Genomic DNA, 24,268 nt, shown 5'->3' with positions numbered 1-24,268 from the left:
TCAGCCGTGTCCGGTTCTACCGCGTGGGCCAGGGAACCTGCGGTGACTTGTAGTAGCCGATGCCGAGCGCGTCCCAGCGCGGGGCCTGCTCGGCGAGCCGGGACTTGTAGGTGTCCCAGTCGTGCGTGGACGCGGGCGACCAGCCGAGCTCGGCGATGCCGGGCAGGCGCGGGAACGCCATGAAGTCCAGTTGCGCGGGCGTGGACAGGGTCTCCGTCCACAGCGGCGCCTCGACGCCGAGCACCGAGTCCGCCGGGGCCCCTTGCAGATACGTGCCGGGGTCCCAGTCGTAGGAGCGCTGCACCTCGACGTAGCCGGCCCAGGACAGCCCGAGCGGGGTGTCCTTGTGGTACTTCATGTCGAGGTAGGCGCGGTCGGCCGGGGAGATCACCAGCTTGGTGCCGTTCTTCGCCGCGTTCACGACCTGGTCGCGCTCGGCCTGGCCGGTGCGGTCGTAGCCCCAGTACTGGGCGACGGCGCCCTTGACCGGGTTGGCGCCCGCCAGTTGGTGCCAGCCCATCACGCTCTTGCCGTACTTGGTGACGACGGGCTGCACCTTGTCCATGAACGTCACGAAGTCCTCGTGGCTCGTGGAGTGCGCCTCGTCACCGCCGATGTGCACGGTCCCGCCGGGCGTGAGCGCCGCCAGCTCCCGGACGACGTCGTCCACGAACTCGTACGTCACGTCCTTCTTCACGCACAGCGAGCTGAAGCCGACGTTCGTGCCGGTGTACAGCGGCGGCGCGACGCCGTCGCAGTTCAGTTCGGCGTACGAGGCGAGGGCCGCGTTGGTGTGGCCCGGCATGTCGATCTCCGGGATCACCTGGAGCCCTCGGGACGCGGCGTAGGCGACGATGTCCTTGTACTGGTCCTTGGTGTAGTAGCCGCCGGGGCCGCCGCCGACCTGTGTGGATCCGCCGTAGGTGGCGAGGCGCGGCCAGGAGTCGACGGCGATGCGCCAGCCCTGGTCGTCGCTCAGGTGCAGATGCAGCTTGTTCATCTTGTAGAGCGCCAACTGGTCGATGTAGCGCTTCACGTGCTCGACGGGGAAGAAGTGCCGGGACACGTCCAGCATCGAACCGCGGTAGGCGAAGCGCGGCTTGTCCTTGATGGTGCCGCCCGCGATCCGCCACGGTCCCGGCTGCTTGGTCTTCTTCTCGACGGCGACGGGCAGTTGCTGCCGCACGGTCTGCACGCCGTGGAGCAGTCCGGTGGGCGACCAGGACGTGATGGTGAGGGAGCCGCGCTCGGAGATCACGCGGTAGCCCTCGTTCCCGAGGGCCTTGTTCTCCGGCTCGGCGCTGAGGCGCAGCCGGATGGCGTCGCCGCCCGCGCGGTCGGTGACGGGGAGCCGGTAGCCGGTGGAGGGGCGCAGGATGCCCGCGAGGTACTCGCCGACGCGGCGCTCCTCGGGGCGGTCGCCCACGCGGATGCGGGTCTTGGCCGTGATCTCGAAGCCGGGTCCGCCCGGTTCGGCCTTCATGGGCACCGGCACGATCCGGCCCAGCGGGATGGGCTCGGCACGGGCGGTGGCGGGGCCGGGGGCGTCCGATCCCGAGGTGGCCGCCGACGACGCCGTACCGGCGGCGGCGATCAGCAGGAACGATCCGATGACACAGGCAGTTCTGCGGTGCTGTCTCACAAGCGGGTCCCTTCGCCGGGCAACGCGGATGTGACGCAGTCGAACCGTCACCATGCGTACCGCGCACCCCAGACCTGGTCAAGGTGTAGACCACCCGCCCTGGCCTGCGGTGCGAGAATCGGGGCATGGCGGAAATCATCCAGCGCGACGGGACCTGGACCTTCGACGGAGAGACGCTGCGGCTCGTGCCCGGCCGCGACAAAGCCGTCTCGCTGCTGCGCAAGACCCTCGGCGAACTCACGCTGCCCCTGGCGGCGTTGGCGGGCATCGCCTTCGAACAGGGCAAGAAGAACGGCCGGTTGCGGCTGCGGCTGCGCGACGGCGCGGACCCGCTGCTCCAGGCGACGGGCGGCAAGCTCGCCGACGCCTCCGACCCGTACCAGCTGACGGTGGAGCCGGACCGGTACGGCGTCGCGGAGTACGTGGTCGACGAGGTGCGCAACGCGCTGCTCCTGGAGCAGGTCCCGGCGAAGGGCTGCGAGGGCTATCTGCTGCCGGGCCCCTCGGTGCCGCTGCAGGTCGCCGCGGGCGACGCCACGGTGAGCTTCGACGGGGAGAACGTCCGCCTGGAGTGGAACTGGAAGACGGAGGAGGCCAAGGCGGCCTCCGGCACCCGCTCCATCGCCCTGGCCGACGTGGCCGCCGTGGAGTGGCAGCCCGCCATCGGCCTGGAGAACGGCTATCTGCGGTTCACGGTGCGCAACTCCCCCACCAAGGCCCCGCCGAAGTACGACCCGAACTCGGTGGAGCTGTGGGGCTTCAAGAAGGACCCGCTGATGGCGCTGGTCGCGGCGGCCGTGCAGGCCCGCCTGCCGCACCCGGCCGCGCCCGCGAAGGCGGCGCTCGCCCAGGATGCCGCGGCCGCCTCGGCCGACGCGGTGGCCGCGCTGCCCGCCGCCCCGGCCGAGGACGGCCATGACGCGCTGCTGCGGCGCCTGCGAGAGCTGGGCGAGCTGCACCGGAGCGGGGTCCTGACGGACGAGGAGTTCGCGGCGGCCAAGCAGGCGGTGCTGAAGCGGATGTGAAGGCCTTCAGGGCCCGATAAAAGTACAGACCAAGCTACTCCTGCCCGATATCGGGCAGGATTCTTGCGAAAGCTCCCTTCGTACCCCAGGATCAACGAGTGCACGAAGAACTTGTCGATCACCTGACCCGGTCCTCCTCGCTCCAGCGCGGTGAGGCCCTGCGGGTGATCCAGGACGTGCTCGCCTACTTCGACGAGACGGCCGAACAGTTCGTCCGCCGCCGCCACCGCGAACTCCAGGGTCAGGGCCTGGTGAACGCGGAGATCTTCGAGCGGATCGCGGCGGACCTGCGGTACCGCGCGGTCGCGCCGCCGGAGCTCACGCTTCGGCAGCTGCGCCGCATGGTCTACGGCTAGACCCGTCCGCTCCACGTACGAACCGCCCAACCCGAGGGGACCCTTTATGTGCGGAATTGTCGGATACATCGGTAAGCGTGACGTCGCTCCGCTCCTCCTGGAAGGCCTGCAGCGCCTGGAGTACCGCGGCTACGACTCCGCGGGCGTCGTGATCACCAGCCCGAAGGCCACCGGTCTGAAGATGGTCAAGGCCAAGGGCCGCGTCCGCGACCTGGAGGCCCGCGTCCCCAAGCGCTTCACCGGCACCACCGGCATCGCCCACACCCGCTGGGCCACCCACGGCGCCCCCTCCGACGAGAACGCCCACCCCCACCTGGACGGCGAGAACAAGGTCGCCGTCGTCCACAACGGCATCATCGACAACGCCTCCGAGCTGCGCGCCAAGCTGATCGCCGAGGGCGTCGAGTTCCGCTCCGAGACGGACACCGAGGTGATCACCCACCTGATCGCCCGCTCCGACGCCGCGAAGCTGGAGGACCGGGTCCGCGAGGCGCTGCGCCACATCGAGGGCACCTACGGCATCGCCGTCCTGCACGCCGACTTCAACGACCGCATCGTGGTCGCCCGCAACGGCTCGCCCGTCGTCCTCGGCATCGGCGAGAAGGAGATGTTCGTCGCCTCCGACGTCGCCGCCCTGGTCTCGCACACCCGCCAGGTCGTCACTCTCGACGACGGCGAGATGGCCACCATCAAGGCCGACGACTACCGCACGTACACCACCGAGGGCTCGCGCACCTCGGCCGAGCCGACCACCGTGGAGTGGGAGGCCGAGTCGTACGACATGGGCGGCCACGACACGTACATGCACAAGGAGATCTTCGAGCAGGCCGACGCCGTGGACCGCGTGCTGCGCGGCCGCATCGACGACCGCTTCTCCACCGTGCACCTCGGCGGCCTGAACCTGGACGCGCACGACGCCCGCAAGGTGCGCCGCGTCAAGATCCTCGGCTGCGGCACCTCGTACCACGCGGGCATGATCGGCGCCCAGATGATCGAGGAGCTGGCCCGCATCCCCGCCGACGCCGAGCCCGCCTCCGAGTTCCGCTACCGCAACGCGGTCGTCGACCCCGACACCCTGTACGTGGCCGTCTCCCAGTCCGGCGAGACCTACGACGTGCTCGCGGCCGTGCAGGAGCTCAAGCGCAAGGGCGCCCGCGTCTTCGGCGTCGTCAACGTCGTCGGCTCCGCCATCGCGCGCGAGGCGGACGCGGGTGTGTACGTGCACGCGGGCCCGGAGGTCTGCGTCGTCTCCACCAAGTGCTTCACCAACACCACCGTCGCCTTCGGGCTGCTCGCCCTGCACCTGGGCCGCATCCGCGACCTGTCGGTCTCCGACGGCAAGCGGATCATCGCGGGCCTGCGGCAACTGCCCGCGCAGATCGAGCAGATGCTGGAGCGCGAGGACGAGATCAAGAAGCTGGCGCAGGAGTTCGCCGAGGCCAAGTCGATGCTCTTCATCGGGCGCGTACGCGGCTACCCGGTGGCCCGCGAGGCCTCCCTGAAGCTCAAGGAGGTCTCCTACATCCACGCCGAGGCCTACCCCGCCTCCGAGCTGAAGCACGGCCCGCTCGCCCTCATCGAGCCCGCCCTGCCGACCGTCGCGATCGTCCCCGACGACGACCTCCTGGAGAAGAACCGCGCCGCCCTGGAGGAGATCAAGGCCCGCAGCGGCAAGATCCTCGCGGTCGCCCACCGGGAGCAGGAGAAGGCCGACCACACGATCATCGTCCCGAAGAACGAGGACGAGCTCGACCCGATCCTGATGGGCATCCCGCTCCAGCTCTTCGCCTACCACACGGCCCTGGCCCTGGGCCGGGACATCGACAAGCCGCGCAACTTGGCGAAGTCGGTCACGGTGGAGTAGTCCTGCCACTGATCACGGCAGCGAAAATTGAGCAACCCCCACGGCGAGCAACCAGGTCCGCGAGAGCGGCGGCGGTTTAGCCGCAAAGGGGCGAACGGTCCCCTGTGTGTGCCACCAAGCGCACAGGGGACCGTTCTTCGAGGGACCGGGGTCGCCCATTACCCCGGCCCGCGCCTGCTCAGCCGGCGGCCGTCACCCCCCGACCTGCAGGGCATACGCCGCGCGCGCCGGCATGGGCCGCCGGACGCCGCCGCACGGGCACTGGGCCGTGGTTCTGCCCCAACAAGCGGTATGTACCCTTCACAAGGGAACAACCCACCTCTACGCGCGAGTAGATTTATGCGTCGCCGATGCGCGGCCGCCGCCCCGCGCCCCTCATCCCACCTGGGGCGAAGGGGAGTTGCGCAGCTAGGGGATCACGACGACGGGCCGTTGCGCACGGCGCGCGAGACGGCCCGCGACGGACCCGAAGATGCGCCCCACGATCCCGTGCGTCGAGCCGACGACGATGGCGTCCGCGGAGTACTCCCGGCCGACCTCTTCGAGTTCGTGGCAGATGTCGCCGCCGCGCTCGACCAGGATCCAGGGCACCTCCGACAGATACTCGGCGCAGGCCAGTTCGAGGCCGAGGACTTCGGTGCGGTGGTCGGGGACGTCGACGAAGACCGGGGGCTCGCAGCCCGCCCAGACGGTGGTGGGCAGCCGGTTGGCGACATGGACGATGATCAGGCCGGAGCCGGATCGGTGTGCCATCCCGATCGCGTAGGCGAGGGCCCGCTCGCTGGATGTCGAGCCGTCGAAGCCGACGACGACACCGTGCCGGAAGGCGGGATCGCAGGAGTGACGTGGTTCTTCCGCCGCCTGGGGGGTCGCGCTCGGATCGGCGACCTGCCGCTTGCGGTTCGCGGGTTCGGAGAATTCGTGACCGGCCATCGGTGTCTCGGCGAAGGAGTCCTCTGTGGGAGGGTCGGCTTTTCGGGTGCGCGATCTGCGTGCGCGGTAGGGGACAGGGCGGCACAAACAAGTACGAGCAGGTTCGGACGTGTGCGGGTCACCGCAGGTCGGGCACTGTGACGACGCACATCACCGGACGTGTGTCCGGGAATCATCTTCCCAACCCCTTACCCCCAAGGGTACGGCCGCACTCCTCTCCTGCCCAGCTCTCGACGAGCCTCGTCCGGACCCCCTCGGGGACCCGCCCGGGCCTGGCCCCGGGGCGCCGCCGCGGGCCCGCACAAGGCCCGCCCAAGGCCTCAGGGAGGCCTCACGGCGTTCACCGGAGCATGCATGAGCCCGGCTCGGATGGCAATGGCGGCTGCCCCGTACAGGCGGTTTGCGCCCGGTTCGCGCGCGCGGTCCCTTCAGGCCAGTGACCGGCCGGTCGGCCGCGCGTTGAACCCGTGAAACCACTCTTTCGGAGACATCCGCCGCCACCGCCACACCGTGCGAAACCACAGCCGCAGGGAGCACGCCGTGCCAGGACCGTCCACCGCAGCCCCGGTCGTCGCAGCCACCACCCGCCGCCGCGCACCCGAGGGGGCGCGCGAGCGCCGGGCCCCCTCGGTCCCGGCGCCCCGCCCCGCGAGGACCCCGGCGCCCGCCCCGCAGGAATCGGCGAGCGACGTGGTGCGCTGGGCGGCTTTCTCCTGCGTCCTGGTCCCGGTGGTCCTGGTCGGGTACGGGACCTCGCTGGCCGGCGCGGGCGGGGCGGCCCTGGGGCTGGCCGCCGTGACCGGGGTGTGCCGGGTGCTTCTGCAGCAGTCCGAGCGCGGGGCGGCGCGGGCCCGGGCGCAGCGGGGCGCGGCCACCCGCGGACGGCGTCAGCGACAGGCGCCGGGGGCGCACCGGGGCGGGCGCCGTCCGGGGCCGGACGCGCCGGTGGACTGACTGATTCCCACGCACTCCCCCGTATGTTTTCAGCCAACTTCCCAGCCGTCGGCATTCCCTGGCGGAACGGGGGGTCAACGCACGTCTCACCAGGGGTGAAAGGAGCGGGGAAGGCCTCTGCACCCTACGTTGACCGGCCACTGGCACAAGGCGCACTTCCCTGCGCGGCCCGTGAGTGCGACGCTTCGTGATCGAATGCTTCACGCCAAGTTGCCATGTCGACAATGCGCCGGGTGCTGAACTGGTCACAGCGGCGTCACATGACGCAGTAGATTCGATCTTGACTGTAGTACGGCGGGGGACTGGTGGAGGACCGAGGGGAAACGTGCAGGAGCGACAGGCCCAGAAAGCACGTCAAGAACAGGGAGCCGCGACGACCGAGGGGGGCTTAGCACCATGAGCCACGACTCCACTGCCGTGCAGGAAGCCGCGGCGCGGAAACTCTCCGGGCGGCGACGTCGGGAGATCGTCGCGGTGCTGCTCTTCAGCGGTGGTCCCATTTTCGAGAGTTCCATACCTCTCTCCGTGTTCGGCATTGACCGGCAGGACGCGGGAGTACCCCGATACCGGCTGCTCGTGTGCGCCGGTGAAGAGGGGCCGCTGCGCACCACCGGCGGACTGGAACTGACCGCGCCCCACGGGCTGGAGGCGATCTCGCGGGCAGGCACCGTCGTGGTGCCGGCCTGGCGCTCGATCACATCGCCGCCCCCGCTGGAGGCACTCGACGCGCTGCGCCGCGCGCACGAGGAGGGCGCGCGCATCGTCGGCCTGTGCACCGGCGCGTTCGTCCTGGCCGCGGCCGGTTTACTGGACGGCCGACCGGCGACGACGCACTGGATGTACGCGCCGACGCTGGCCAAGCGCTACCCGTCCGTGCACGTCGACCCGCGCGAGCTGTTCGTCGACGACGGCGATGTGCTGACGTCGGCCGGCACCGCGGCCGGAATTGATCTCTGTCTGCACATCGTGCGCACGGATCACGGCAATGAGGCGGCGGGCGCGCTCGCCCGCAGGCTGGTCGTGCCACCGCGCCGGGCCGGCGGCCAGGAACGCTACCTGGACCGGTCGCTGCCGGAGGAGATCGGCGCCGACCCGCTCGCCGAGGTCGTCGCCTGGGCGCTCGAACACCTTCACGAGCAGTTCGACGTGGAGACGCTGGCCGCCCGCGCCTATATGAGCAGGCGCACCTTCGACCGGCGGTTCCGCTCGCTGACCGGGAGCGCCCCCCCTGCAGTGGCTGATCACCCAGCGGGTGCTGCAGGCACAGCGGCTCCTGGAGACCTCCGACTACTCCGTGGACGAGGTCGCCGGACGCTGCGGCTTCCGCTCGCCGGTCGCGCTGCGCGGCCACTTCCGGCGCCAGCTCGGCTCCTCGCCCGCGGCCTACCGCGCGGCGTACCGGGCACGGCGGCCGCAGAACGAGCGGTCCCTGGAGTCGGCCTCGGCGCCCTCCGCCCCGTCGGCCGCCACCGCGGCGGCCGCCGTGTCCGCCGGACCCTCCGTGGTCGCCGCGGACGGACCAGGGCCGGGGCCGGGCGGAAATCCCGGCCTGGCACCGGGCCCCGTCCCGTCCCAGACCCGGCGCACGGCCGCCGCCAGCTCGCTCGGGGCCGCGGCGTCCTTGCCCATGGATCCGGGCAAGCCGCACTCCGACGCGTACGCGCCGGGTCGCACTCCCCTGCCCGGTCAGAGGAGCGCGCCGTAGGGTTGGGCGCATGAACGATCGCATGGTGTGGATCGACTGCGAGATGACCGGGCTCTCGCTGACGGATGACGCACTTATCGAGGTGGCCGCACTGGTCACCGACTCGGAACTGAACGTGCTCGGCGAAGGTGTGGACATCGTGATCCGCCCGCCGGACGCGGCCCTGGAGACCATGCCCGAGGTGGTGCGGCAGATGCACACCACCTCGGGGCTCCTCGACGAGCTGGCCGGCGGCACCACGCTGGCCGACGCCGAGGAGCAGGTCCTCGCCTACATCCGCCAGCACGTGAAGGAGCCCCGCAAGGCCCCTCTGTGCGGCAACTCGGTCGGCACGGACCGCGGCTTCCTGCTGCGGGACATGCCGACCCTCGAGGACTTCCTGCACTACCGCATCGTCGACGTCTCCTCCATCAAGGAGCTGGCCCGGCGCTGGTACCCCCGGGCGTACTTCAACAGCCCGGACAAGAACGGCAACCACCGCGCCCTCGCCGACATCCGCGAGTCCATCGCGGAGCTGCGCTACTACCGCGAGGCGATCTTCGTCCCGCAGCCCGGGCCGGACTCCGACACCGCCAAGTCGATCGCCGCGAAGCACGTCCTGCCTGCGGATTAGCCCTCCGCGGCACCCCGTGTACGGGGTCCGGAAAAGGCGTGCGCGAGCACCCCTTCGGACCCTGTACACTTTTTCTCGGCCGGTCGGAAGAACGACAAAGACCGGCCCGTGGTGGGTGTAGCTCAGTTGGTAGAGCACCTGGTTGTGGTCCAGGTGGCCGCGGGTTCAAGTCCCGTCACTCACCCTGAAGGATCGGCCCCTGACCCGGGAACGGGTTGGGGGCCGATTCGTTTGCCGCTCTCGCCCGACCAGGCCTAGGGCGATGCGTACCGCATCACATCAGTAATCCGGCAGACGACCTTCCCTGACACCTCACGAACCCCGAGCGCGGATTCGTTCGCCACCTGATCCGGCGCCAAGTTGCTCGCGACAGCGACACCCTCGGCGATACGTACACCGTCGGCGGCGACGAACTCCACCTCAACCGAGTAGTCGGACGTCTTCGAGCTGTGGTTGGTGATACGCAATTCAGCGGTGGGCCAGCGGGTGCTCGGATCCACCGAGCACTTGGTGAGCCGCACGTCGGCACGCGCATCCGGCACCGCCGGGGCGGTCTGCTCCTGGGAAGGGTCCCGTCCGGGAGGCGACTCATCGCCACCGTCGCGGATGAGCGCCAGCGCCACCAAGATCGCCACCAGGACGACAGCGATCAGCGCCACGTAGAGAAACACCCGCCCGAGCCGCTTCCCACGCGGCGGAGGACGTTGCCCCTGGGGCGGCCCGCTCAGCGGCCCGCTCGGCGGCCCCGGTGGCCGCCCCCACCGACTCGGCGGTGACGCGGCAGGAGGCCGCTGACCTGACATGGCGCCCCCAGATGGCGCGTGGGGCTGATACGTCAAGCATCTCTCCGCGAGGTGAAACGCGCATGTCAGACCGTGTCGCCCAGGGCCCGCACGGACGGCGCCGGGGCCCTCAGGACGAGGCCCTGCGCACCAGCTCTGTCGGCAGCACGATCTGTCGGCGGGCGAGGCGGCGGGCTGCTGCCGGGCGGGTGTCGGCGATCTCGGCGAGCAGGACGTCCGTCATCGTGCGGCCCATCTCGGCGATGGGCTGGCGGACGCTCGTCAGGGGCGGATCCATGTGACGGGCGATGGCCGAGTCGTCGAAGCCGACCAGGGCCACGTCGTCCGGTATGCGGCGGCCCGCCTCGCGCAGGACCTGGCGGGCGCCCGCCGCCATCACGTCCGAGCCCGCGAAGACCGCGTCCAGGTCGGGGCGGCGGGCCAGAAGCTCCGTCATGGCGCGGCGGCCGCCGTCCTCGGTGAAGTCGCCGCGGGATATCAGGGCCTCCTCGACGGGGTGGCCCGCCTCGGAGAGGGCCTCGCGGTAGCCGTCCAGGCGGCGCTGGGCGCCGTACACGTCCAGGCGCCCCGTGATCGTGGCTATCGTGCGGCGGCCCCGGTCGAGAAGGTGGCCGACGGCCGCGCGGGCGCCCGCGAAGTTGTCGGAGTCCACCGAGGCCAGCGGCTCGTCGGCCGAGCGGCGGCCGCTGATCACCGCCGGGATGTCGAGCTGCTGGAGCAGGTCCGGCAGGGGGTCGTCGGCGTGCACCGACACAAGGAGGACGCCGTCCACGCGGTGCGCCGACAGATACTGGGCGAGGCTGCGGCGCTCCCGGTCGCCGCCCGCGAACGTCAGCAGGAGCTGCATGTCCGTCTCCGCGAGCGCGGTGCCCACGCCATGGATGATGTCCGAGAAGTACGGCTCGGCGAAGAACCGGGACTCCGGCTCGGGGACGACCACGGCGATCGAGTCCGTACGGTTCGCGGCGAGCGCCCGGGCCGCCGTGTTCGGGACATAGCCCAGCTCCGCGACCGCCTCCTCGACGGCGGCCCGCGTCTGCTCGCTCACCCGGGGCGAACCGTTGATCACCCGGGACACCGTGCCGCGCCCGACCCCCGCCCGCGCGGCGACCTCCTCCAGCGTGGGCCGTGCCCCGCCGCGCCCCCTGGACTGACCGCTCCCCATCAGTGCCTCCCCACGACGCGAATCTAACAGCAGGGCCACGACCACCAGCGACGGCGCCGACGGCCCGCAACTCCCGGCGTCCGGTGCCTTGACACCCCCCGGGCGAGCCGCGAACCTTCAAGGCATCACACATGGGAGCGCTCCCACCCTACCCGGCTCTTACATGACCCGCACGTCCCGTCCGAGCCATTTCCCACCAACTCGCCCATTTCATACGAGAGTTGACCGGCTGTCGGTACGTCTGGGACCAGGAGGACGCAATGCGCTACAGGACTCGAACGTCCCGCACGGCCGTGGTCCTCGCGGCCGCCACCGCTCTCGCCGCCGGACTGCTCGCCGGCTGCGCGGAGGACTCAGCCGAGGACGAGCCCGGCGGTTCCTCGGGGGGCGGCGGGGGCGGGAAGGGCAAGACGACCCTGACCGTCGGGGTGTTCGGCGCCTTCGGCCTGCAGGAGGCCGGTCTGTACGACGAGTACGAGAAGCTCAACCCCGAGATCAACATCAAGCAGAACTCCGTACAGCGCAACGAGAACTACTGGCCCGCGCTCCTCACCCACCTCAGCAGCGGCAGCGGCCTCTCCGACATCCAGGCCGTCGAGGTCGGCAACATCGCCGAGCTGACCGGCACCCACTCCGGCAAGCTGGTGGACCTCGGCAAGACCTCCGGCGTCGACAAGAACGCCTACCTCGACTGGAAGTGGCAGCAGGGCACCACCGACGACGGCAAGACCATCGGCCTCGGCACCGACATCGGGCCGACCGGCATCTGCTACCGCAAGGACCTGTTCAAGAAGGCCGGGCTGCCCACGGACCGCGAGGAGGTCGGCAAGCTCTGGGCCGGGGACTGGAACAAGTACCTGGAGGCGGGCAAGCGGTTCCAGAAGAAGGCGCCCAAGGACACCGCCTTCGTCGACGGCGCCACCGGAGTGATGGCCGCCGTGCACGGCTCCGGCAAGGAGAAGTTCTACGACGCCGAGGGCGAGCTGGTGTACAAGGACAGCGCGGGCGTCAAGGAGGGCTGGGACCTCGCGGCCGAGTTCGCCGAGGCCGGTCTGACCGCCAAGCTCCAGCAGTTCCAGCCCAGTTGGGACCAGGCCTTCTCCAACGCCTCCTTCGCCACCGTGACCTGCCCGCCCTGGATGCTCGGCTACATCAAGGACAAGGCGGGCGACAAGGGCAAGGACCAGTGGGACGTCGCCGCCGCGCCCAAGCCCAGCAACTGGGGCGGCTCCTTCCTGACCGTGCCCGAGGCGGGCAAGAACAAGGAGGAGGCCGCCAAGCTCGTCGCCTGGCTGACCGCGCCGAAGCAGCAGGCCAAGCTGTTCGACAAGCGGGCCAGCTTCCCGAGCGCCGAGGCCGCGTACGGCCTGCCCGAGGTGAAGGACGCCAAGAACCCCTACTTCGGCGACGCCCCGGTCGGACAGATCTTCGCCAAGGCCGCCGAGGGCGTGCCGGTCCAGCCCATCGGCCCCAAGGACGGGATCATCTCCCAGTACCTGGCCGACACCGGGATGCTCGGCGTCGACCAGAAGGGCACGTCTCCCGACAAGGCCTGGGACAAGGCAGTGAAGACGATCGACAACGCGCTGGACCAGTGATCATCCGGTGACCGACATCCCGAGCGACACCCGTACCGCCGCGCCCTCCACGGGGGAGGAGGGCGCGGCCCCCCGCGCGCGGGCCGGGGCGCTGCTCGCCGACCCGGCCGCCGAGCGCCGCCGGGCCCGGCGCAGCCGCCGCTACCGCTGGGACATGAAGTGGAGTCCCTACGCCCTCATCGCGCCGTTCTTCCTCTTCTTCATCGCCTTCGGGCTCTTCCCGCTGCTCTATACGGGGTGGGCCTCGCTGCACCGGGTGGAGCTGGGGACGCCCACGGACATGGAGTGGGTGGGGCTGCGCAACTTCTCGCGGCTCCTCGATGACGACTTCTTCTGGAACGCGCTGCGCAACACCTTCACCATCGGCCTCATCTCGACCGTGCCGCAGCTCCTGATGGCCCTCGGCCTCGCCCATCTCCTGCACTACCGGCTGCGCGGCTCGATGTTCTTCCGCGTCGCGATCCTCACCCCCTACGCCACCTCCGTGGCCGCGGCGACGCTCGTCTTCGTGCTCATGTTCAGCCGCACCGACCACGGCATGATCAACTGGGCGCTCGGGCTCGTCGGCGTCGACGCCGTGGACTGGCAGAACGGCGACTGGACCGCGCAGTTCGCCGTGTCCTCCATCGTCATCTGGCGGTGGACCGGCTACAACGCGCTGATTTATCTCGCGGCGATGCAGGCCATCCCCAACGATCTGTACGAGTCGGCGGCGCTGGACGGCGCGAGCCGCTGGCAGCAGTTCCGGCACGTCACGATTCCCTCGCTGCGGCCGACGATCCTGTTCACCTGCGTGGTGTCGACGATCGGGGCGACCCAGCTCTTCGGCGAGCCGCTCCTCTTCAGCCAGGGCGCGAGCCCCACCGGCGGCTCCGACCACCAGTTCCAGACGCTCGGCCTCTATCTGTACGAACAGGGCTGGTTCAACCAGCACCTGGGCCGGTCCTCGGCGATCGCCTGGACCATGTTCCTCATTCTCGTCCTGATCGGCCTGCTCAACTGGGCGATCAGCCGCTGGATCCGCAGAAGCGCGTGAGGGGATGACGTGGCAAGCCTCAAGAAACGCGGTACACGCGTCAAGAAGCGTGGCGCCGGGCGCCAACTGCACGGCGGCAAGGTGGCCTACGCCGTACTGATCCTGTTCACCATCGGCTCCCTCTTCCCCCTGGTGTGGACCGCGATCGCCGCGTCCCGCAACAACACGCGGCTCGCCGAGACACCCCCGCCCTTCTGGTTCGGCGGGAACCTCTTCAAGAACCTGGAGATCGCCTGGACCGACGCCAATATGGGCACGGCCCTGCTCAACACCCTGGTGGTGGCGGGCACCATCACCGTGGGCACCGTGCTCTTCTCCACCCTCGCGGGCTTCGCCTTCGCCAAGCTGCGCTTCCGCTTCCGGGGGCTGCTGCTGCTCCTGGTGATCGGCACGATGATGGTGCCGCCGCAGCTCAGTGTCGTACCCCTGTTCATGATGGTGGCCGAGTTCGGCTGGACCGATCAGCTGCAGTCGGTGATCCTGCCGACCCTGGTGAGCGCCTTCGGGGTGTTCTTCATGCGGCAGTACCTCATCGAGGCGCTGCCCACCGAGGTGATCGAGGCCGCCCGGGTCGACGGGGCCAGCAGTCTGCGGCTGATCTGGCACGTGGTGTTCCCCGCGGCGCGGCCCGCCATGGCCGTCCTCGGCATGCTGACCTTCGTCATGGCCTGGAACGACTTCTTCTGGCCCATCATCGCGCTGACCCAGGGCGGCGAACCCACCGTGCAGGTGGCCCTCGCCGGTCTCGGCCGGGGCCAGATCCCCGACCAGTCCGTGATCATGGCGGGCGCGCTGCTCGGCACGCTGCCGCTGCTCATCGCCTTCGTCCTGTTCGGCAAACAGATCGTGGGCGGCATCATGCAGGGCGCGGTGAAGGGGTGACCCGCACCGCCGTCCCTCACCGCACCGCCGTCCTGGCCCGACGTGCACCGACCTTTCCGTCCGACCCATGGGAGCGCTTCCATGACCCACGCGAACCTGCGATTCCCGTCCTCCTTTCTGTGGGGCGCAGCCACCGCCGCGTACCAGATCGAAGGGGCGGTGCGGGCGGACGGCAGGACGCCGTCGATCTGGGACACCTTCAGTCATACGCCGGGCAAGGTGCTCGGCGGGGACACCGGGGACGTGGCCTGTGACCACTTCCACCGGTGGCGCGACGACGTGCGGCTGATGGCCGACCTCGGGATCGGCGCGTACCGCTTCTCCGTGTCCTGGCCGCGGGTGCAGCCCACCGGGCGCGGGCCCGCTGTGCAGCGCGGGCTCGACTTCTACCGCGCGCTCGTCGACGAGCTGCTCGCGCACGGCATCACGCCGATGGTCACGCTCTACCACTGGGACCTGCCCCAGGAGCTGGAGTCGGCCTTCCCCAGCGGCTCCCCGGCGGGCGGCGGCTGGCCGGAGCGGGACACCGCCTACCGCTTCGAGGAGTACGCGGGCATCGTCGCCGGGGCGCTCGGCGACCGCGTGGAGCTGTGGGCGACCCTCAACGAGCCCTGGTGCAGCGCCTTCCTGGGCTATGGCTCGGGTGTGCACGCGCCCGGCCGCACCGACCCGGCGGCCGCCCTGCGCGCGGCGCATCACCTCAACCTCGCCCACGGCCTGGGCGCCCGGGCGCTGCGCGCGGCGCTGCCGACCCGCGCCCGGGTCGGCGTCTGCCTCAACCCGAGCGCCGTGCGCCCGCTGACCTCGTCCGCCGCGGATCTCGACGCGCGCCGCCGCATCGACGCGCTCGCCAACCGCGTCTTCACCGGGCCGATGCTTCGCGGGACGTACGACGACGATCTGCTCGCCGACACCGCGCGGATCACGGACTGGTCCTTCGTGCGCGACCGGGACCTGGCCACCGCCCGGCAGCCGCTGGACTTCCTCGGCATCAACTACTACTCCCCCGCTGTCGTGTCGGCCGCCCCGCCCGCGGCCGGACCGCGCCTGGACGGGCACGGCGCCGCCGACCACTCCCCCTGGCCGGGCGCCGACTCCGTCTCCTTCCACCGGGCGCCCGGTGAACTCACCGCCATGGACTGGCCGGTGGACCCCACCGGCCTGAAGGACCTTCTCCTTGAGTACACCGCTCAGGCCCCCGGGGTTCCCCTTTTCGTGACGGAGAACGGAGCGGCCTACGACGACAAGCCCGGCGCGGGCGGCCAGGTCCACGACCCCGACCGGATCCGCTATCTGCACGGCCACCTCACCGCCCTGCACGAGGCGATCCTCGCGGGCGCCGACGTACGCGGCTATTTCCTCTGGTCGCTCCTGGACAACTTCGAGTGGGCGTACGGCTACAGCAAGCGGTTCGGAGCGGTGTACGTCGACTACGAGACGCAGGCGCGGACGCCGAAGTCGAGCGCGCACTGGTACGCGAAGGTGGCGGCGAGCGGGGAGCTGCGCGCGGCCGAGGAGTGAGGCGGCGGACGGGCAGGGGGGCAGGGGGCAGGGGTGCGCCCCGGCCGAGTGGGGGGAAAGTCCGGCCGGGGCGCGTGTGGGGGGATGCAGTGGCTCTTGGGGAAAGCGGCCGTGGGGGCGGCTACTTGTAGGCGGCGAACGCCTTCGTGAACGCCAGGGGGTCCTGGGCGATCGACGAGCACGTCGGCTGCACCGAGTTGTTGCCGCCCGCGCAGGCCTTGTCGCGCGTCGAGGACCACATCGACAGCCAGCCGATGCCCTTGTCCTGTGCGAACTTCACCAACTGGGTGGCGTCGTCGACCTTGAAGACCTCCGTGGTGACGTCGTTCACGCCGATCATCGGGGTGACCGCGACGGCCTTCCATGCCTGGGCGTCCGAGAGGCCGAGGACACCCTTGATCTGCGCCTGTGTCGCGGTCGCCGCCTGGGTGGCGTAGGTGCCCATGTCGTCGCTGTAGGCCGGTCCGTAGTCCATGGCCATGATGTTCACGGCGGAGATCTTCACGCCGTTCTTCTTGGCGTCGGCGAGCAGGTCGACGCCGGGCTGGGTCAGGCCCTCGGGCATCACCGGCAGCGTGAAGGAGACGTCGAGCCCCGGGTGGTCCTTCTGGAGGGCGGCGATGGCCTGCGCGCGCCGGGAGTTGGCGGCGGTGTCCGGCAGGGCCGCACCCTCGATGTCGAAATCGACCTTGGTGAGCTTGTACGCGTCGATGACCTTGCCGTAGGCCTTGGCGAGCGCGCCCGCGCTGTCGCAGCGCAGGCCGAGTTCGGAGCCGGCCGCGCCGCCGAAGGACACGCGGACGTCGCCGCCCTTGGCGCGCAGATCACCTATCTGGGCGGCCACCTTGTCGTCGCCGAGCGCGGTGCTGCCGCCCCACAGGGGTGCGCAGCCGCCGCCCGAGGTGACGAAGGCCAGGTTGAACTCCTTCACGCCGGTCTTCGCGGCGGTGTCGAGGAGGTCGTAGGCCGGGGCGAGGGAGGTGTCGACGAAGGGGGCGAACTTGGCGGCGCCCTTGCCGCCGGTGCCCTCACCCGGGGTGGAGGTCGGGGTGGGCTTCTCGGTGGGGCGGCCGGAGGGCCGCGGGGCCGCGCCGTCGTCGGCCGCGCACTTGGCCCCGTTGATCAGACACTTGACCGGGTCGGCGGCGCCGGACACGACGAACCCGACCGTCAGGGACTCGCCGGGCGCCAGCTCCTTGTCCCACTTGGGCGGGGTGACGGTGACGCGGCGCCCCTCGACCTTGTGCTCGGCGTTCCACAGCGAGCTGAGCTTCGCGTCCGCGGGCAGGTCGAACTCCAGCGTCCAGTCGGCCTGGGCCTTGTCTGTGCTGTTCTTGACGACGTACTGCGCGGTGTAACCGCCCGACCAGTCGCTGGTCTTGGTGTACGCGGCGCCGACGGAGGCCGCCTGGGCCGTACTGGACAGCAGGAAGGCACCGCCACCGACGACGGCCGCCGTGACGACGGCACCTATCGCCTTCTGTCTGCCGGTGACCCTGCGACGGTGGGTGCTCATGGCTGCGCCTGCCTTTTCCGGGGGGGTGCGGGTGGGACCGCTCCGCACGTTAGCCCCGCGTGGGCGCGACAAAAGGGGCTTCCCCGGGTCCGGGGGTGGATCTTAGGGCGGGCTTAAGAGTGGGATCGGGGTGGGGAAAGGTTGGGTCGGCTTCTTCCCCGATCCCGCCCCTTCCCGGCTGTGTCGATCTGCGGCTCCGCCGCGTGGGGGGCTCCGCCCCAGACCCCGCTCCTCAAACTCCCCCAAGCTCTTGAGGAGCAGGGGGACCCTCACGAGGGGCTGGATATTTCGCCGGTGCGGCAAGGTTCTAGCCCGTCCGGCGTTTGAGGACGAGGCGCGAAGCGCCGATCAGCGGGGTCCAGGGGGCGCAGCCCCCGGTTTCGGAGAAGGGGCGGGACCGGGGAAGCCCCCGTCAGCCCGAACCACCCCCCACCGACGCCGACCGCCGCCCCCGTCGCCGCACGCTCCCCCGCCGCCGCCCCCCGGCCAGGGACCGCCGAGGATCCCGCTGGATCCAGAGGCGCACCTCCGTACCGCCGAGGACCGAGCGGCCGATGCGCACATCGCCGCCGGTGGACTCCGCGAGGCGGCGGACGATGTCGAGGCCGAGGCCGGTGGACCCCGTCGCGCCGGTCGCGGCCCCGGAGCCGCCGCGGGCGAGGGCGGCCCCGGGGTCGGCGATCCCGTCCCCCGCGTCGGAGACGAGCACGATCACCGCGTCCTCCCCGCTGTGCACGTCCACGGCGAACGCCGCCCCCTCCCGCGTGTGCCGGAAGACATTGCCGAGCAACGCGTCCAGGGCGGCGACCAGTTCGGCCCGCGCCACCGGGATCCACACCGGCTGCTCCACCCCCGCGACCCGAGCCTCGCGCCCCTCGTCCTCCGCGAGCGCCGACCAGAACCCCATCCGCTCGCGGATCACCTCGGCGGCGTCGCACCCGGCGCCGGGCCCGACGTGCACACCGGCCGCCGTCTGCGGCTTCGCGTCCCGCGCCGTGCGGATGATGGTGTCGACCTCGCGTTCGAGGCGCTCGACGGCGACGCGGGTCTGCTCGGCGGCGGGCCCTTCGCCCAGCGAGGCGGCGTTGAGGCGCAGCACGGTCAGGGGTGTCCGCAGGCGGTGCGACAGGTCGGCCGCCAGTTCCCGCTCGTTGGCGAGGAGCTGGACGACCTGGTCGGCCATGGAGTTGAACGCCACGGCGGCGAGCCGCAGTTCGGTCGGCCCGTCCTCCGGCACCCGCGCGCCGAGCTTGCCCTCGCCGAGGTCGTGCGCGGCGCCGACGAGCCGCCGGGCGGGCTGGACCATGCGCACGCCGAGGCGGTCGGCGACCGCGACGGACCCGATGATGAGCGCCACGCCGACGCCCGCGAGCACCAGCCACGCCGTGGCCACGCCGTTGCTGACCTCGCTCTCCGGCACGAAGATCTCGACGACGGCGATCTCCCCGGAGCTCAGCCCGAAGGGCTGGAGCAGCGCGGAGCCGCCGGGCACGCCCGCGGTCCTGGCCCGCCCCTCCGCCCGGGTGGCGGCCACGTCGCGGGCGGCGGCGCGGCGCTCGCCGATCCTGAGCGGCGGCTGCTCGCCGATGGCCGGTACGTACACGGCCATCCGCCCGTCGCCGCCCGCCTCGGAGGTGGCGACGGCCCGGGTGAGCTGGGCGCGGTCGGTGGTGATGGAGAGGGTCGGGCCCATGCCGGCGGCGTGCCGTTCGGCGGCGGAGAAGGCACGGTCGCGGGCCATCTCCTGGATGACGAGGCCCAGCGGGACGGCGAACGCGGCCACGACCATCGTGGTGACGGCCAGGCACACCCGCACGAGCGCCCACCTCACGGCGCGGCTCCCGCCCGCCGGGCGCGGATCACAGCGGTGGCTCCAGCTTCACGCCGACGCCCCGCAGGGTGTGCAGATAGCGGGGGTTGGCTGCGGTTTCGCCCAGTTTCCTGCGCAGCCAGGAGAGATGGACGTCGATGGTCTGGTCGTCGCCGTAGCTCTGCTGCCAGACCTCGGCGAGGAGTTCCTTGCGCGGTACGACGACACCGGGCCGCCCGGCGAGGAAGGCGAGCAGGTCGAACTCGCGCCGAGTCAGGTCGAGCCGGGCGCCGTCCAACTGGGCCTGGCGGCGCAGCGGGTCGACGGTGAGGCCGCCGACCTGGAGCACGGGCCGGGGCGTGGCCTCGCCGTTGCCGGATCCGGAGCCGCGCGAGCGCCGCAGCACCGCGGCCATCCGCGCGGACAGGTGCTCGACGGAGAACGGCTTGGTCAGATAGTCGTCGGCGCCGTCGTTGAGGAGCCGCACGATCTCCGCCTCGTCGTCGCGCGCGGTCGCGATGATCACGGGTACGTCGGTGATGCCGCGCAGCATCTTCAGCGCCTCGGCCCCGTCCAGGTCGGGCAGCCCGAGGTCCAGGATGACCAGGTCGAACCGGATATGGGCGACCTCGCGCAGCGCCTCCAGGGCGGTGCCGACGCTCCGTACCGTGTGGGAGGCGTCGGTGAGATGCCGGATGAGGGCCGAGCGTACGAACTGGTCGTCCTCGACGACGAGCACACTTGCCATGGGCGGCACCGTACGCCATTCGGGGGACACGGGTGCCGAGCGGGACTTTTGGCCCGGACTTGGGTCCGATGTCCGGTCCTGAACGTGTGCGGGGCCGCGCGCCGGACCGCACGCGGAGACCAAGCGGAAGGTTCAACTCCTGGTCCTGGGCACGGCGGGTGGTGCACTATGGCCCGCGATGCACAGAGGTCTCGTACACGCGATCGCGTGGTCGCTCGCCACGGGCGCGGCGGTCACGCTGTCGTGGTGGGGCGTGCACACGGTGATGGCGGGCACGGCGTACGATCCGCCGCGCGCCCTGCCCCTGGTGTCCGGCGACCGCGCGGCGGACCCCCTGTCGTCGTCGACGCACCGCCCCGAGCCGACGTCGAGCAGCAGGCCCCCGAAGTCCGGCGCCCCGTCCACGTCGAAGCGCCCGGACCCCACGAAGAGCCCCGAGCACCCCCGGAGCCCGTCCCCGGACCACTCGGCCGAGCCTCCGAAGAAGCCCGCCCACCCCTCCCCCTCGGGCAGCGTGAAGGGCTACAACACCGACGGCGGCCGGGTCGTCTTCGACCTCGGCGACACCTACGCGACGCTGGTGTCGTCGTCGCCGTCGGCGGGTTGGTCGATGCAGGTGTGGAAGGCGTCGACGTGGATCCGGGTGGAGTTCACGTCGGGCGCGGACCGGGTGTCGGTGTTCTGTACGTGGCACGACCACGCGCCGCGGGTGGACATCAACACGTACTGAGCCGGGCGGCTCGGGGAACGCCGAGGGTTAGCGGAACACGGACGACGGGGGCGCGGGCGACGCCACGGCGCCGGCGTCCGTGACGGCGGCCGCGCCGCCGCTGAAGGCGCCGAGCGCGGGCCCGTGTTCGACCCGGGCGGGGTGCGGGTCGCTGGCGCTGCGCCGGGTGAGTTCGGCGATGGGCAGGGGTTGTCCGGCGCCGAGGAGCACGGCGTTGCCGAAGCGTTTGCCGCGCAGGACCGCGGGGTCGGCGATGAGGGCGAGTTCGGGGAAGACGGTGGCGGCGGTGGCGAGTTGGCCGCGCAGATAGGCGAGGGGCGGGCCGTCGGCGAGGTTGGCGGCGTACCAGCCGGTGGGCTTCAGGGCCCTGCGGACGTCGCCGAGGAATTCCACGGTGGTGAGGTGGGCGGGGGTGCGGGCGCCGCTGAACACGTCGGCTATGACGAGGTCGGCCCAGCCGTCGGGGGTCTTCGCGAGGCCTGCGCGGGCGTCGGTGCCGCGGATGCGGATGCGGGCGCCGGGGTCGAGGGGCAGGGCGCGGCGGACGAGTTGGACGAGGGCGGTGTCGCGCTCGACGACCTGCTGGGTGGAGCGGGGCCGGGTCGCGGCGACGTACCGGGCGAGGGTGAGGGCGCCACCGCCGAGGTGCAGCACCTGCACGGGCCGTCCCTGCGGGGCGACGAGGTCGATGATGTGGCCGATCCTGCGCTGGTACTCGAAGTCGAGGTGGGCGGGATCGTCAAGATCGACGTGCGACTGCGGCGCACCGTCGACAAGGAGGGTCCACCCCCGGGCCCGCTCCCGGTCGGGCATCAGCTCGGCAAGCCCTCCGTCAACTTCCTCGACGACCGCTTCCCGCGCCTGCTGCCCCCGCCTGTTCCTTGCCACAGGCTCATTATCGCCGGGCGGCTACGCCCCCGCCCGCCCGGACGTATTCAGCCCCGACGCCAAGCCGAGCCATATCAGCCCGTCCGGCGCTTGAGGACGAGCCGCGCAGCGGCGAAAGGCGGGGCAAGGGGCGCAGCCCCCTGTACCGGCCCAGGCACCCCGCCCGCACCCTCAACGGCAGTTGTCCGCGGCCTCGATCATGCGAGCGGCCTCCCCCAGCGCGGCCCGCAGCACAGCGGGGTCGGTCACGGGGTCCGTTTCCCCCGGCGGCACGAGCCACCCCGTCCCGGCGACGGGCGGCGCGGGCACCGGATCGGGGTCCCGGGCCACGGCGACTCCACGCCCGAAGGTCTGGGTACAGGCGCTGCCGGGCAGATCCCACCCGTCCGCGGTGCCGGGCGGCACGAGAAAGCCGAGCGTGTCGCACCCGCCGTCGTGCAGGACGGGCCCCACGGCCTCGCCCCCCGCCCCCCGGCGCAGAATGTCGACGGCCTCGAGCCCCTGGCGCGCGGGAACGGTCACGAGATCGCACTCCTCGTGACCGTCGGGGTCCTCATAACCGTCAAGGCCCGTACAGCCGGGCCCCGCGCTGCGGTCCTGGCTCGGCCAGTGCCGGGCCGTCGTCAGCGCGCCCCCGGATTCGCTGTTCTCCATGCCGAATTCCAACAAGGGAACCTCCTCGCAAGGGCGGAAGCGGCGTCGCTCCCTCTCCGCATGGTTCAACGCGCCGGGGTGTCAACGGCTACGGCGCCACGCCGCCGCAAAGGATGGCAGTTCATGGCAGATCACGGGTGAGATATCCGGTTTGTAGCCAAACTCCGCGTGGTGGCCGGTTCACAGCTAGTACGTTCTTGCTCCGCCGGAACGAGCCGGAACAAGCCGGAACAGCCCGCACCGGTCGGCTCCGGTCGGCGTACCGGTGGCCGACGGCGCGGGACGGCGTACCACGGTCCAGCACGGTCTTCAGCGAGAGGATCCGGCATGGCGTCGTCGTCATCGGCATCGTCAACTCCGCCTCCGCGTCCGAATGTCGCGTTCCGGCAGCTGCGCGGGCAGCGCTCCCCGGGCGAGTTCGCGGCCGCGGTGCGGCGGGCCGCGCGCGAGATCGGCGAGCGGGTCAGCTGCGACGCGCGGTACGTCGGCCGCGTGGAGGCGGGCGAGATCCGCTGCCCCAACTACGCGTACGAACGGGTGTTCCTGCACATGTTCCCCGGCCGGACGCTGACGGACCTGGGCTTCGCGCCGCGCGCGGCCGTCCGGGGGCGGGGGGCGCGGGCCGCCGGGGACGCGCGCGGGGCGGCCACCGGCTGCCCGCATGACGGCCACGACCCGAGGTACCCGCGTGCCAGTGACAGCGACAACACCTTCAGCACCGAGGAGAGCGACGTGCGGCGTCGCGCATTCATGACCAGCGGCACGGCCACCGTGGCCGTCGCCTCCCTGGGGTCCTTCGGGCTCCCGCTGGACGGCGCCGCCGAGGCCCGCGCCCGCGAGCCCCGCCGGTTCCGCGCGGCGGACGAGCACGAGGTGAACGCCGTCGAGGAGGCCGTCCGCGAGATCCGCCTGCTCGACGACCGGCACGGCGCCGACGGCCTCTACCAGCGGGCGGCCGCCCCGCTGCGCACCGCCTACGCCCTGCTCGACGCGGGCACCACCCGGCAGGCCGGGCAGGCGGCGTCCGCGCGGCTGTACTCGGGCGCGGGCGAGCTTGCCATCTCCGTGGGCTGGCTCGCGCACGACTCGGGCCGCTTCGACGACGCCCGCTCGCACTACGCGGAGGCGCTCGCGACGGCCCGGATGGCCGGGGACCCCGCCCTGGAGGCGCACGCGTTCTGCAACACGGCGTTCCTGGCCAGGGACGCGGGCCGGCCCCGGGAGGCGGTGCGGGCGGCGCAGGCCGCGGCGCGGGCGGCCCGGCACCTGGAGTCGCCCCGGTTCCTCTCGCTGCTCGCGCTGCGCGAGGCGGGCGGCTGGGCCGGGCTCGGCGATCGCACGGGCTGCCGCCAGGCGCTCACCCGCGCGCACGCCCTGTTCGACCGCGGCCCGGCCGAGGCCGACCCGGAGTGGATGACCTTCTACGGCGACGCCGAGCTGGCGGGCCTCGAGGCGCAGTGCTGGTCGGCGCTCGGGCAGTGGGAGCGCGCGGCCCGGCACGCGCAGCGCGCCGCGGGCGTGGCGGCGGAGCGGACGCCGGAGTTCACGCGGAACATCGCGCTGTACACCGCGGAGCTCGCCGACGACCTGGCCCGCGCGGGCCGCCCGGACGAGGCCGCGGCGGCGGGCGTGCGGGTCCTCGCCCTCCTGGACGAGGTGCAGTCGTCGCGGATCGCGTGCATGCTCGCGACCACGGCCCGGCTGCTGCTGCCGCACCGGCGGGCCGCCGAGGTGACGGACTTCCTGGAGCGGCACGCGGCACGCGCGCGTGGATGACGGCACGGCGTACGCGCGCGTGGATGACGACATCGCGCACGCGCGCGTG

20 protein-coding genes, 1 tRNA gene and 1 pseudogene are annotated in these 24,268 nt (G+C 71.8%); 13 read left to right on the top strand and 9 right to left on the bottom strand.

The genetic code is table 11. The annotated features are described in order from the left end of the window. Window positions 1-16: 16 nt before the first annotated feature. Entirely contained in the window at window positions 17-1,642 is a 1,626-nt protein-coding gene (locus ACZ6AA_RS17440; protein ID WP_468449848.1) for a beta-N-acetylhexosaminidase, read from the bottom strand. Between the two features lie 125 nt (window positions 1,643-1,767). Between ACZ6AA_RS17440 and ACZ6AA_RS17435 the strand changes: the two genes are divergently transcribed. The 3 genes from ACZ6AA_RS17435 (at window position 1,768) to glmS (ending at window position 4,887) form a co-directional block, all read left to right on the top strand. Continuing rightward, window positions 1,768-2,667: a DUF4429 domain-containing protein gene (locus ACZ6AA_RS17435; RefSeq protein ID WP_468449849.1), complete on the top strand. Its 900-nt coding sequence runs from the start codon at window positions 1,768-1,770 to the stop codon at window positions 2,665-2,667. Window positions 2,668-2,765: 98 nt separating this feature from the next. After that, the gene (locus tag ACZ6AA_RS17430; RefSeq protein WP_030360000.1) at window positions 2,766-3,023 is read left to right on the top strand and encodes a hypothetical protein; all 258 of its coding nucleotides are present in this window, start codon (window positions 2,766-2,768) and stop codon (window positions 3,021-3,023) included. A gap of 46 nt (window positions 3,024-3,069) precedes the next feature. Then, complete coding sequence (gene glmS / locus ACZ6AA_RS17425; protein ID WP_468449850.1) at window positions 3,070-4,887, top strand: glutamine--fructose-6-phosphate transaminase (isomerizing); 1,818 nt, start codon at window positions 3,070-3,072, stop codon at window positions 4,885-4,887. Window positions 4,888-5,295: 408 nt separating this feature from the next. On the opposite strand, the gene ACZ6AA_RS17420 is transcribed toward glmS, so the two are convergent. Then, the gene (locus ACZ6AA_RS17420) at window positions 5,296-5,820 is read right to left on the bottom strand and encodes a universal stress protein (RefSeq protein WP_030360002.1); all 525 of its coding nucleotides are present in this window, start codon (window positions 5,818-5,820) and stop codon (window positions 5,296-5,298) included. A 540-nt stretch (window positions 5,821-6,360) separates the two neighbouring features. On the opposite strand from ACZ6AA_RS17420, the gene ACZ6AA_RS17415 reads away from it, so the two are divergent. The 4 genes and pseudogenes from ACZ6AA_RS17415 (at window position 6,361) to ACZ6AA_RS17400 (ending at window position 9,276) form a co-directional block, all read left to right on the top strand. Further along, window positions 6,361-6,774, top strand: coding sequence for a hypothetical protein (locus tag ACZ6AA_RS17415; protein ID WP_468449851.1), 414 nt, complete (start codon window positions 6,361-6,363; stop codon window positions 6,772-6,774). Between the two features lie 396 nt (window positions 6,775-7,170). After that, window positions 7,171-8,479, top strand: a pseudogene (locus tag ACZ6AA_RS17410) (helix-turn-helix domain-containing protein). Between the two features lie 10 nt (window positions 8,480-8,489). After that, window positions 8,490-9,092, top strand: a complete 603-nt coding sequence (gene orn / locus ACZ6AA_RS17405) for an oligoribonuclease (RefSeq protein WP_385711635.1) — start codon at window positions 8,490-8,492, stop codon at window positions 9,090-9,092. 111 nt (window positions 9,093-9,203) lie between these two features. Then, a tRNA-His gene (locus ACZ6AA_RS17400) sits at window positions 9,204-9,276 on the top strand. Between the two features lie 70 nt (window positions 9,277-9,346). Here the strand turns inward: ACZ6AA_RS17400 and ACZ6AA_RS17395 are convergent. Together ACZ6AA_RS17395 and ACZ6AA_RS17390 are read right to left on the bottom strand one after the other, a co-directional pair. Then, window positions 9,347-9,751: a hypothetical protein gene (locus ACZ6AA_RS17395; protein WP_468483283.1), complete on the bottom strand. Its 405-nt coding sequence runs from the start codon at window positions 9,749-9,751 to the stop codon at window positions 9,347-9,349. 253 nt (window positions 9,752-10,004) lie between these two features. Further along, window positions 10,005-11,060: a LacI family DNA-binding transcriptional regulator gene (locus ACZ6AA_RS17390; protein ID WP_468483282.1), complete on the bottom strand. Its 1,056-nt coding sequence runs from the start codon at window positions 11,058-11,060 to the stop codon at window positions 10,005-10,007. Window positions 11,061-11,320: 260 nt separating this feature from the next. On the opposite strand from ACZ6AA_RS17390, the gene ACZ6AA_RS17385 reads away from it, so the two are divergent. From ACZ6AA_RS17385 to ACZ6AA_RS17370, 4 genes are all read left to right on the top strand, one after another. Then, window positions 11,321-12,658 (top strand): ABC transporter substrate-binding protein, encoded by a 1,338-nt coding sequence (locus ACZ6AA_RS17385; protein ID WP_468449854.1) that lies wholly within the window; start codon window positions 11,321-11,323, stop codon window positions 12,656-12,658. 7 nt (window positions 12,659-12,665) lie between these two features. Next, window positions 12,666-13,694, top strand: coding sequence for a carbohydrate ABC transporter permease (locus ACZ6AA_RS17380; RefSeq protein ID WP_468449855.1), 1,029 nt, complete (start codon window positions 12,666-12,668; stop codon window positions 13,692-13,694). A 9-nt stretch (window positions 13,695-13,703) separates the two neighbouring features. Then, window positions 13,704-14,576 carry a carbohydrate ABC transporter permease gene (locus ACZ6AA_RS17375; RefSeq protein ID WP_468449856.1) on the top strand — a complete coding sequence of 291 codons (873 nt, stop codon included), beginning with the start codon at window positions 13,704-13,706 and terminating at the stop codon, window positions 14,574-14,576. An 81-nt stretch (window positions 14,577-14,657) separates the two neighbouring features. Next, window positions 14,658-16,097: a GH1 family beta-glucosidase gene (locus tag ACZ6AA_RS17370; protein ID WP_468449857.1), complete on the top strand. Its 1,440-nt coding sequence runs from the start codon at window positions 14,658-14,660 to the stop codon at window positions 16,095-16,097. Window positions 16,098-16,218: 121 nt separating this feature from the next. Here the strand turns inward: ACZ6AA_RS17370 and ACZ6AA_RS17365 are convergent, their stop codons facing one another. The 3 genes from ACZ6AA_RS17365 to ACZ6AA_RS17355 all read right to left on the bottom strand — a co-directional run bounded on the left by ACZ6AA_RS17365 (window position 16,219) and on the right by ACZ6AA_RS17355 (window position 20,171). Continuing rightward, complete coding sequence (locus ACZ6AA_RS17365; RefSeq protein ID WP_471458711.1) at window positions 16,219-17,613, bottom strand: glycoside hydrolase family 18 protein; 1,395 nt, start codon at window positions 17,611-17,613, stop codon at window positions 16,219-16,221. A 412-nt stretch (window positions 17,614-18,025) separates the two neighbouring features. Then, window positions 18,026-19,444: a sensor histidine kinase gene (locus ACZ6AA_RS17360; protein WP_468449859.1), complete on the bottom strand. Its 1,419-nt coding sequence runs from the start codon at window positions 19,442-19,444 to the stop codon at window positions 18,026-18,028. A 28-nt stretch (window positions 19,445-19,472) separates the two neighbouring features. Continuing rightward, the gene (locus ACZ6AA_RS17355) at window positions 19,473-20,171 is read right to left on the bottom strand and encodes a response regulator transcription factor (protein ID WP_468483280.1); all 699 of its coding nucleotides are present in this window, start codon (window positions 20,169-20,171) and stop codon (window positions 19,473-19,475) included. Window positions 20,172-20,349: 178 nt separating this feature from the next. On the opposite strand from ACZ6AA_RS17355, the gene ACZ6AA_RS17350 reads away from it, so the two are divergent. Continuing rightward, complete coding sequence (locus ACZ6AA_RS17350; RefSeq protein WP_468449861.1) at window positions 20,350-20,901, top strand: hypothetical protein; 552 nt, start codon at window positions 20,350-20,352, stop codon at window positions 20,899-20,901. Between the two features lie 27 nt (window positions 20,902-20,928). On the opposite strand, the gene ACZ6AA_RS17345 is transcribed toward ACZ6AA_RS17350, so the two are convergent. Both ACZ6AA_RS17345 and ACZ6AA_RS17340 read right to left on the bottom strand, forming a co-directional pair. Next, entirely contained in the window at window positions 20,929-21,789 is an 861-nt protein-coding gene (locus ACZ6AA_RS17345; RefSeq protein ID WP_468449862.1) for a spermidine synthase, read from the bottom strand. Between the two features lie 171 nt (window positions 21,790-21,960). Continuing rightward, window positions 21,961-22,443 carry a hypothetical protein gene (locus ACZ6AA_RS17340; protein ID WP_468449863.1) on the bottom strand — a complete coding sequence of 161 codons (483 nt, stop codon included), beginning with the start codon at window positions 22,441-22,443 and terminating at the stop codon, window positions 21,961-21,963. A gap of 327 nt (window positions 22,444-22,770) precedes the next feature. On the opposite strand from ACZ6AA_RS17340, the gene ACZ6AA_RS17335 reads away from it, so the two are divergent. Beyond that, window positions 22,771-24,219, top strand: coding sequence for a tetratricopeptide repeat protein (locus tag ACZ6AA_RS17335; protein ID WP_468483279.1), 1,449 nt, complete (start codon window positions 22,771-22,773; stop codon window positions 24,217-24,219). Window positions 24,220-24,268: the final 49 nt, after the last annotated feature.

This window comes from Streptomyces sp. NPDC040610, assembly GCF_055594065.1.
This window is presented reverse-complemented; position numbering and strand designations above follow the sequence as displayed.

What these genes read in the sequence shown, in the direction of transcription:
- ACZ6AA_RS17435 (WP_468449849.1), top strand. Translation starts at nt 1,768, where the DNA reads ATGGCGGAAATCATCCAGCGCGACGGGACCTGGACCTTCGACGGAGAG.
- glmS (WP_468449850.1), top strand. Translation starts at nt 3,070, where the DNA reads ATGTGCGGAATTGTCGGATACATCGGTAAGCGTGACGTCGCTCCGCTC.
- ACZ6AA_RS17420 (WP_030360002.1), bottom strand. Translation starts at nt 5,820, where the DNA reads ATGGCCGGTCACGAATTCTCCGAACCCGCGAACCGCAAGCGGCAGGTC.
- orn (WP_385711635.1), top strand. Translation starts at nt 8,490, where the DNA reads ATGAACGATCGCATGGTGTGGATCGACTGCGAGATGACCGGGCTCTCG.
- ACZ6AA_RS17390 (WP_468483282.1), bottom strand. Translation starts at nt 11,060, where the DNA reads ATGGGGAGCGGTCAGTCCAGGGGGCGCGGCGGGGCACGGCCCACGCTG.
- ACZ6AA_RS17385 (WP_468449854.1), top strand. Translation starts at nt 11,321, where the DNA reads ATGCGCTACAGGACTCGAACGTCCCGCACGGCCGTGGTCCTCGCGGCC.
- ACZ6AA_RS17370 (WP_468449857.1), top strand. Translation starts at nt 14,658, where the DNA reads ATGACCCACGCGAACCTGCGATTCCCGTCCTCCTTTCTGTGGGGCGCA.
- ACZ6AA_RS17365 (WP_471458711.1), bottom strand. Translation starts at nt 17,613, where the DNA reads ATGAGCACCCACCGTCGCAGGGTCACCGGCAGACAGAAGGCGATAGGT.
- ACZ6AA_RS17355 (WP_468483280.1), bottom strand. Translation starts at nt 20,171, where the DNA reads ATGGCAAGTGTGCTCGTCGTCGAGGACGACCAGTTCGTACGCTCGGCC.
- ACZ6AA_RS17350 (WP_468449861.1), top strand. Translation starts at nt 20,350, where the DNA reads ATGCACAGAGGTCTCGTACACGCGATCGCGTGGTCGCTCGCCACGGGC.
- ACZ6AA_RS17340 (WP_468449863.1), bottom strand. Translation starts at nt 22,443, where the DNA reads ATGGAGAACAGCGAATCCGGGGGCGCGCTGACGACGGCCCGGCACTGG.
- ACZ6AA_RS17335 (WP_468483279.1), top strand. Translation starts at nt 22,771, where the DNA reads ATGGCGTCGTCGTCATCGGCATCGTCAACTCCGCCTCCGCGTCCGAAT.